Origin of the sequence: Methylobacterium crusticola, assembly GCF_003574465.1 — a bacterium.
Taxonomy (GTDB): domain Bacteria; phylum Pseudomonadota; class Alphaproteobacteria; order Rhizobiales; family Beijerinckiaceae; genus Methylobacterium; species Methylobacterium crusticola.
The window spans coordinates 1-8,234 of record NZ_QOWC01000285.1 but is presented as its reverse complement, the minus strand read 5'-3'; the positions used below and the strand labels follow the sequence as shown (position 1 = coordinate 8,234).

General features: G+C 62.5%; 7 protein-coding genes and 1 pseudogene. 5 read left to right on the top strand and 3 right to left on the bottom strand.

The genetic code is table 11. The features are described from left to right. Positions 1–121 precede the first annotated feature (121 nt). A complete protein-coding gene (locus tag DT057_RS33020; RefSeq protein WP_128566254.1) occupies positions 122–592 on the bottom strand; it encodes a hypothetical protein in 471 nt (156 codons plus the stop codon). Positions 593–899: 307 nt separating this feature from the next. Then, positions 900–1,061 (bottom strand): hypothetical protein, encoded by a 162-nt coding sequence (locus DT057_RS36285; protein WP_203236448.1) that lies wholly within the window; start codon positions 1,059–1,061, stop codon positions 900–902. A 948-nt stretch (positions 1,062–2,009) separates the two neighbouring features. On the opposite strand from DT057_RS36285, the pseudogene DT057_RS33015 reads away from it, so the two are divergent. The 4 genes and pseudogenes from DT057_RS33015 to DT057_RS33010 all read left to right on the top strand — a co-directional run. Continuing rightward, positions 2,010–2,752 (top strand): annotated as a pseudogene (locus tag DT057_RS33015) (IS630 family transposase); the annotation flags it as partial. Between the two features lie 432 nt (positions 2,753–3,184). Beyond that, positions 3,185–3,397, top strand: coding sequence for a DUF6894 family protein (locus DT057_RS37630; RefSeq protein WP_407068157.1), 213 nt, complete (start codon positions 3,185–3,187; stop codon positions 3,395–3,397). Positions 3,398–4,072: 675 nt separating this feature from the next. Then, the gene (locus tag DT057_RS37625) at positions 4,073–4,396 is read left to right on the top strand and encodes a DUF6719 family protein (RefSeq protein WP_368859447.1); all 324 of its coding nucleotides are present in this window, start codon (positions 4,073–4,075) and stop codon (positions 4,394–4,396) included. Between the two features lie 319 nt (positions 4,397–4,715). Further along, a complete protein-coding gene (locus DT057_RS33010; protein WP_128566253.1) occupies positions 4,716–4,904 on the top strand; it encodes a hypothetical protein in 189 nt (62 codons plus the stop codon). A gap of 457 nt (positions 4,905–5,361) precedes the next feature. On the opposite strand, the gene DT057_RS33005 is transcribed toward DT057_RS33010, so the two are convergent. Beyond that, positions 5,362–5,964 carry a hypothetical protein gene (locus DT057_RS33005; RefSeq protein ID WP_128566252.1) on the bottom strand — a complete coding sequence of 201 codons (603 nt, stop codon included), beginning with the start codon at positions 5,962–5,964 and terminating at the stop codon, positions 5,362–5,364. An 826-nt stretch (positions 5,965–6,790) separates the two neighbouring features. Here DT057_RS33005 and DT057_RS33000 point away from each other — a divergent pair. After that, positions 6,791–7,857 (top strand): IS630 family transposase gene (locus DT057_RS33000; RefSeq protein WP_128566251.1). Its coding sequence is split into 2 segments (ribosomal slippage): positions 6,791–7,295 and positions 7,295–7,857, totalling 1,068 coding nucleotides; the frame shifts between segments, so codons are not numbered across the junction. The last annotated feature ends 377 nt before the right edge of the window (positions 7,858–8,234 follow it).

Here is an 8,234-nt window from a genome sequence, read left to right as displayed (position 1 = left end):
AACGGGGTCCTTATTCCACGCCTAATCACAGGCAGAGGGCATCCGCGGACGACAATGGGGAGTGGCTTTGAGATTAGGGCTGGGATCAGCCCTGCTGTCGAGCACCACAGGTAAGGCTGCTTTACGAGCGCCCTGCCAGTTTGAATTGGATTGGCTCGACCTCATGGCGAACCGGCTCGCTTGCTGTGGCCACTGGAGCGGAATTAGTTAGCGTTCTCTGCTGAAGCCATCGTTGAGCGGTTTGAATACGTGTACGCCGCTGTGATTTATCGCCCACGTGGTAATGGGGCGAGAAAGGTATCCTCCGCTCGCGCGAAGATGTTACATTTACTAATTTATTTCTGATTTTTAGTGATGGTATCGCGCCAGTTACTTTGGCGTCTCCGTTGTTAGTTTTTTCTTCGGTAAAATCTGTAGCTGTTTGCGCAATTGGCTGTCGAAGCGGCGGATCTATCCAAGCCTGAGGAGAATAATTTCGATTGGGTTTTATCCATAATCTCGCCTTATCCTGTGATTTAACTGTGCCGTAGGTCGCCACAGCAAGGACGGTGCCGAACAGGGATAGGACGATCACTGCCGCATAGGCTTTCATATCCCTAGAATTATTGGTACGGGTTAAGGTTCCAACCAGGATCCGAGCTAGCGGCGAGCTTTAGCGGCAACGTGCTTTTTCATGCACAGGTGTCCACGGCATCATCTGTCCCGGCGGGCGCCGTCGCTCCGGACGAGCAACCGGCGGGGCCAAGCGGGATCTCTCGCGGGCGTGGAGGTGTGCCGGACACGGTCGCAGCGGTCCGGCACTCTTCTACCCCGCAGACAGCCCAGATCCCTTGCGCCTCATGGGTTGGAACGTGGGTGGAGGATCCGAGCCCGTAGTCGTGCCGAGCGATCTCAGGGGCTTAGCGGCTGAAGATAGCGGATGAGGTATCCGCCTTGCTCTGGTGGAGGTAGCGATTACTCACGTAGCTGGTGAGCAAGGCCACCCCGACGACGAGGGCCGTCAGGACCGCGACGTAGAGCAGGATCACGACGATGCTCTGAATGTCTCGATCGTCCCGCATGGTAGGAACAATCCGATGACACTCCTGTGCCTGTCGACGGCGCGTTTTGACGCCGACCAGTGTAGATTATGACTGCCGGCCGCGTACTGATCAGCCACAGCGACAGCAGCACCCAACCCGAGGTAGCCTCATTCCGTGTCGCTGGCGTGGTCCCGACCGCGCCCCCAAGGTAGGCCGGGAGGCCAGAAGCTTCCATCCGGAACCGGGCCAGCGGTCGCCGGTTGAGGTGCTGCGAACTATCCTACCTCTTGCCCGCCCAGCTCCCCGCCGCGGCGGGCTTCTTCTGTCAGCCTGGGTCTACCCAGGTTACGAGCGCGACTGCGACCGCGACAGCGAGGGCAATGAGCACGACGCAGGCGAAGAGGATGGTGGCGAGCAGGATGAGCATGGGGCACTGGGTGCACCGCTACTGGCCCTAGACCTACCCTCGGCCGCTCCCCGGGTTCCCGCCTCCGCTCCGGCCACGGCACGTCCAGCTTGACCACCCGGCAGTGACACTCTCATGCTTGGTACTCGGGCCGCGTACCCCTCCAATCTGGCCAAGTCTCCACGTTGCGGCTCCCGCAGTCCGTGCACCGCACATGCTCTGCTATCTTGGACACTTGTATAGTCTCTGGCCAGTAGTCGAGTGTTGTAGAGGTGCTACGCCCGCATCTCAAGCAATCGACCCAGACCCCGCAGGCGCCACAGCGACGAGCGTCCCAGACATCCATTCTGGGTAACTCAGATGCTTCCCAACTCCATCGCAGCCAACGGGACCTTCTACTCATGTTTGCTGGCCCAAATGTCGCTTAACGGCACACAATCTGTGGCTCCTAGGATAGGAGCAAGGGGAACGATACCCCTACATTGGTAGCTCCCGCCACTGTCTCACCGCGTCTAGCTCGATCTAGTGCACTCACGCGGACTGAGGATTCACGGCGCGCGTGATGTGTGCGCGTCTGGGTGATGGCTCAGACCGTCTGCGTGCTCCTCGACGACGCCACCCATTCACAACTGACCGAGATCGCCGCGGATCAATCCCGCCCCCTCAAGCACATCCTACGGGCCCGGATCGTTCTGCTCTCGGCCGAGCGCCTGAACGTGCAGGACGTGGCCCGGCGAGCCGGCGTCAGGCAGCCTGCAGTCTGGCGATGGCAGCACCGCTACGGTGAGGAGGGCGTCGAGGGCCTACTACGCGACAGGACCCGTCCGCCTGGCATCCCGCCTCATCCCACGCGGACGGTGGCGGAGGTGCTCGCGCTGACCTGTTCGGAGCCGTCCGACGAGGTACCCATTGGACCGGGCGCGCCGTCGCCGCGCAGGTCGGGACGCTCCGCTCCGTCCAGCGGATCTGGCAGGCACACCGCCTGCAACCGCCTCGGGTCCGCACCTTCAAGCGCTCGCACGGCCCGGCCTTCGTCGAGAAGGTTGAGGATGTGGTTGGCCTCTACATGGAGCCGCCTGCCCATACCGTCGTGCTCTCCATCGACGAGAAGAGCCAGATCCAGGCCCTGGAGCGCACGCGTCCCAACCGGCCCCTCGGACCAGGACATTCCGCAGCCCAGACCCACGACTACACCCGCCACGGCACCACGACCCTGTTCGCGGCCCTTACCGTCTTGGAAGGCACCGTGCTCGGTCGCTGCATGCAGCGCCACCGCCATGGTGAGTTCATTCGCTTCCTCAATGCCGTCGAGGCGGCCGTGCCGACGCTTTCCAACCTAGAAGATTAACATGTTAATCATGGAACTTCGCTTCCGCGCGTAATCTAAATGTATGGACTTCACTTTACCACCCAATGGTGATAGGCTAATTTTTACGTAAACACATGTTAATTCAGACGAAAGGATTAGATCGATGGCCAATCTGACTGTACGTACTGTTACATTACTTATTCCCGCTGAGCAGCCTCAGGACGAAGCAATACGTCTTCATGTTGCGAGCATGATTAGAAAACTAATCAATCTGCAAACAGGTAGCCAATCAGGCGATAGAACTGCTACGCATTGAGGGGTCGTTTTTTTCCTCACTCAACCTCGTCGCCCACCGCTCAAGCTGAGCCGCCTATAACAGCGGCTCCAAACTCCCTCCGTGTCGTACTTACCAATCGCTGAAGTGGTGCTGATGCGACAGAGTCGTACATCACCGCCTCCGACCCGGCCACAGCACATCCCGCCCGACCACGCGCATGCGAGCGTTGTGCAGCGCTCTCGGTTGCTGAGATCGGCAAGGATCGGCTCCCGACGCGTAAGGTTCGCGAGATCGCGATCGACGTTCGGGACGCGCATGGCCAGCGGCTCCTGACGGCTAGCGTCTCGATGCAGATTGAGCGGATCCACTCGCCGTTGAAGTGATCGGACATGAGCTGCCCAGGCCCGCAGCTCGCCCAGGTTCACGCCGGCCGCGCCAGCAGGACCGCAGTTCGCACCGCGCCGCGCTTCAACTCGGCCGATGCGTCCTGGGCGCTCGGCCAGCCTCCAGACCGATCCGCGCTGACAAGATCGCGACAGACCCGTCAGCTGCCCACCCGACTACTCGCTGCGGCGAGCTTCTTCATGTCCGCCGGTGCTGGGCAGGACACTCTGGGCGTCAGAGAGTGGGCGTGTGACCTCCAGGGTGGCCGCGAGGCAGAAGGCGATGGCAGGGAGGATGGTCACGATCTGAATCATCGCGGTGAACGGTTGTGCAGCGCAACAGTTTCACGCTGGGTGCGCTACCCACAGCGCTTACAGGCTCGTCCCGCAGCTGTCCGCCGGGCTCCAGGCCGATCTTCGCCGGCCAAGTCAGCACAGACTAGGTGGCAGCCCGCGAGGCCTTGCCGGCGGCCGATCAACTGGCCCTCGACTGCGCCGCGCCCTCCGGCCCGCGCGAGACCTTCCGAGAATTTGCGGGAGACCCGGTAATCGGTTCCATAACCCCCCCTTTATGCGAATACGACACGCGCTTGTCGTGCTGATCCAATCTCCATCGCTGCACAAATAGCTTGAGGAAGTGTCAGCAATGCTGGCATAGCTGCAAGTAGGAAATCAATGATCGAGGTTACAGTGCGAATAGTATTTCTGATTTATTTGCTGTGCATTACAAGTACAGCCTATGCTCAACGTATTCTACACACAGAGCCGCCGCAAGGAGGCATACGGAACGGTGAGTCTGTTTTGGTGGACAATGGGAAATGTCCTAGAGGACAAATTTTGAAGGTCACAGGAAACTACCTTGATGCTGACCAATCAACATATAGGAGATTGTCAAAAGAGAGGGATGGTATACGTTCAGAAAATACTAAGCAGAAACGGAGGACTGAATGCGTTCCACTCTATCCGACGCGATTGCAGACTAAGCGGCCTCAGCAATAATTTTATTCATTGATGTTTCAGTGCGATCTGTCAACTGCCGTGCCAACACTACCAGAAGCAGCTGCAACCTCATCCATGTGCGACGGCCCGCTGCTGATAAAGTAGCTCTGCCACGCCATCCCATCTTGCGAGGGTGCCACTCGCCCCCCGTAGCGGGTCTGTTCCGCCGCTTGCGTCCAGGAGACCTTCCCCAACGCGCGCAGGGATACAAGGCAATGAGCGGCAGCTGAACGTTCACGATCCCGGAACCTCTCAAAAGCGTGACTGTTTCGACATGCAGCCGGGCCGTTCGCCAACACGGCGCCTTGAGGAGGAACGCATGAAGAAGGTATTGTTGATCCTACCTATTTTGGCAGCTCTGGGCTTTGTAGCCTTCGCCGACGCCGCATCAGCTGCTGTGAAGAATCCCGCTTCGGTAGTGACGGCGGGAGACCATAATCGCATGGGCCGTCACCGCATGATGCGACGTCACCACATGCGCCACCATCGCCGGCATCACCGCATGTAAGGCGAGCTCGCGTGCTGGTGGGCTCAATCGGCGCCACTGGAAACTTGGCGGCGGGTGACGAGCATTAAGCCGGTGTTACCGGGGTCGAGACAGACTGCCTGCTTCTCGTGGTTGAGGCTCTGACGATGGCGCAAGTCCGCATCCTCGACCCCCAGACTGGGCATGTGGTCACCATCGATGTGACGCCGGCTGCCCTTCGAGGTTGTCCTCCGCCTCCTTGCGTAGCCGCTCCAGGGCCGGTTCAACCCCAAGGTTCAGCCGTGATGTGGTCGTCGGTCCTGAGAGGGACGCTGACCTCGGCCGAGGAAGCGGCCGAGGCACCGCAAACGCCGCTCTCTGAAACCTGCTGAAACCTGACTACGACTTTGCCACTCTGCGCGAATCTGAGATCGCGCTCCGGCTCAAGCCGCCCTGCCGTGCCGGCAGCCCTTGCGACGGTGTAGCTGGTCGCGACGCTTCAAGCACCGACGCCTCTCCGCAGCTTTTCAAGGGCAGCCTCTAGGGGGCTGTCTGGCACGGGCCGAGAGACCTCACCCATAATCAGAAGGCTTCCGCCTGGGTTTTGCTTTTGGGCGAGTTGGGCTGCGGGCATAGCCCTGGAGTGCGCAGAGAGGCGCATGGACGGACCGGGAGACGTCGGCAGTGCACCGGACCGGCGAGCGGGTGCTGGAGCTCCGCGAGCCGCCTGAGCCCGCGCATTGGCCCTCGCAAACGCCACCCCGTACTCCTCTCCGAACCGGAACAGGATCGGCCGCCGGTGCAGCCCCTCCTCTGTCCGCTGGTAGCGCTTGCCGGGATCAGGCTCGTAGCGGGCCAGGAAGCCAATCTCCTCCAGGACCGCGAGGGCGCCGCGCACGCGAGCTTCCGTGAGCCCGAGGTCCTCGCGGCCGGCAACGGCCCTGCGGTCCACCGGAAAAGCGTACAGGAGCCGCCTGGGAGCGCTCCAGAAGCGCGCGAGCCACTCGGCTAGGGCGAGGGCGGCGGGGGCGTTCTTCCGGCCCTCCAGGGCGGTCTCAAGCCTGTCCACGACGGCGCGCGGTAGGCGGTAGGCGTAGCTCATCATTCGGCCCTCGTCGGGCCGCGGCAGATCGTTCGGAGGCGCCGGCAAGCGCTCCGGTCCACAGGCAAAGCCTCACCGACCTGAGAACCGACGTTCTCAGTTGACTCCCGTGGGGGAGCTATGGTGATGTCAGGGAAGTTTCACGGCCCTGACTTCACGTCTCGGTTTTCGACGGCCTCACCCTGCCAGGGGTGGGGCCGTTGGCTTTTCAGGGTCTCACTGCGGCGGCGGTGGTCTCCTTGGCGACTCGACCGGATGCCGAGCGCCTAAACGGGCATCTGAGCCGGAGCGGAGCGGTTCGTCAAACTGGCCCCCCTCCGAGGGTGGGCCGCCGGATTTGCATTGAGTGTCCGCTATCGCGGCCCGCGGGTGCTGACGTCCGGCCTCACGCACGCCCAGGCCGATTTCGCGGATAGACAGAGAGTAAGCGTGGCCATAAACTCAACAATGAGATGCGGGCCCAGCCGGCAGCCCTGATCACGCTCGACCGGCAAAGGCAGGCGCCGGGCCTGCATCAAAGCTCTTTCGGACACTCCCCCGAAACGAAGAAGGCCTCGCCGCCGGTGCTGCCGGTCGGGCGAGGCCTTCTCTCCGTTCTAGTCTCTGTCCCTCCGGGTCTTTGCCCGGCTGCCTCAGGTTCTGCCTCCCAGCCCCGAAGTCATAAGGGCACGATACGGTGCAACCTTGAACCGCGCGCTAAGAAGCGCAGTGAACGGCTAGGCAAGAGGTGTTGCCAGGGTCTTATACCAACGGCCTTGAGGGGTGACTCATGGCGCTTCCGTCGGTGGCGCTGACGTGATTCCCTGGCGTGGGGAGGACCCGCGCCATGCCAGCAGCGGTGAGACTCAGGACGGACTTCACGGCGCGTGAGCTTCGCCATCGCGCCACCGTCACGAAGAATGCCAACCAGAGCCGACGCTTGCTCGCGTTGGCAGCCGTGCTGGAGGGGATGAGCCGGGCTCAGGCGGCCCGGATCGGTGGCATGGACCGACAGACCCTGCGGGATGGGGTCCACCGCTTCAACGCGCGCGGCCCTGACGGGCTCACCGACACCTGGGCCAAGGGCAGCCCGCCCCGCCTCTCGCCTGAGCAACAGGCCGCCGTGGCCCACTTGGTTGAGGCCGGCCCCGATCCGGCCGTGCACGGCGTCGTGCGCTGGCGGCGGCAGGATTTGCGGGAGGTCATCGCAGCGCGCTTTGGCGTGCGCTACCACGAGCGCACGATCGGCAAGATCCTGCACAAGCTCGGCTTCTCCCGCATCAGCCCCCGCCCGCGCCATCCGGCTCAGGACGAGTGGATCGTGGCTGAGTTCAAAAAAACTTCGCCGCGACCCTGACCGCCCATCTCGCCGGGGTCGGCTCTGACAAACCCGTCGAGATCTGGTTTCAGGACGAGATGCGCTTGGGCCAGAAGAACGGTCTCGTGCGGGTCTGGGCGCGACGGGGATCGCGGCCGCGCCAGCCGGCTGACCAGCGCTACGAGAGCGCCTACCTGTTCGGCGCGGTCTGTCCGGCCCGCGGCACCGGAGCGGCCCTGGTCATGCCGCGTGCCGATCTTGGGGCCATGCAGCATCACCTCGACGAGATCGCCCGCACGGTGGCGCGCGGCGCCCGTGCGGTGCTGCTGCTTGACCGCGCCGGCTGGCACACGAGCGCCAAGCTCGTCGTGCCCGAGAACCTGACGCTGATCTTCCTGCCCTCACGGGCGCCTGAGCTCAATCCGGTGGAGACGATCTGGCTGTACCTGCGCCAGAACTGGCTCTCCAACCGGGTGTTTGACGGCTATGAGGCGATCGTCGCGGCCGCCTGCGACGCCTGGAACAAGCTCCTCGCGCTACCCGCTACCATCACCAGCATTGGCCGGCGCGACTGGGCTCACATCGGTCAAACCTAAAGGCCGTTGGTATTACCTCATCCCCTAGCGCGGCCCACTCCGGTACGCCGAGGTGCGGGAACGCTTCTGTGTCGCAGCAGCATCGCCTTGAGCAGTACCAGCCGACATCATCGCCGCTCCGCTCGGGTCGGCGACGACCGTCTGTACCACGGCGTTCGCAGCCGTCAGCGTCGTCCAGATCACACCCAGAACCACCCCGAGCGCTCGAACCTGACGCATCACACGCCCTCACCACCATCGCGGTTCGGGGCGCAACGCTGTCCATCTGCGAGAGTTCATCCCAGGGATGCAGCAGAGGCTGCTCGCCACCGCGAAGGACGACCGCATGAGCACAGGTACGGTGAAATGGTTCAACACCACCAAGGGCTACGGCTTCA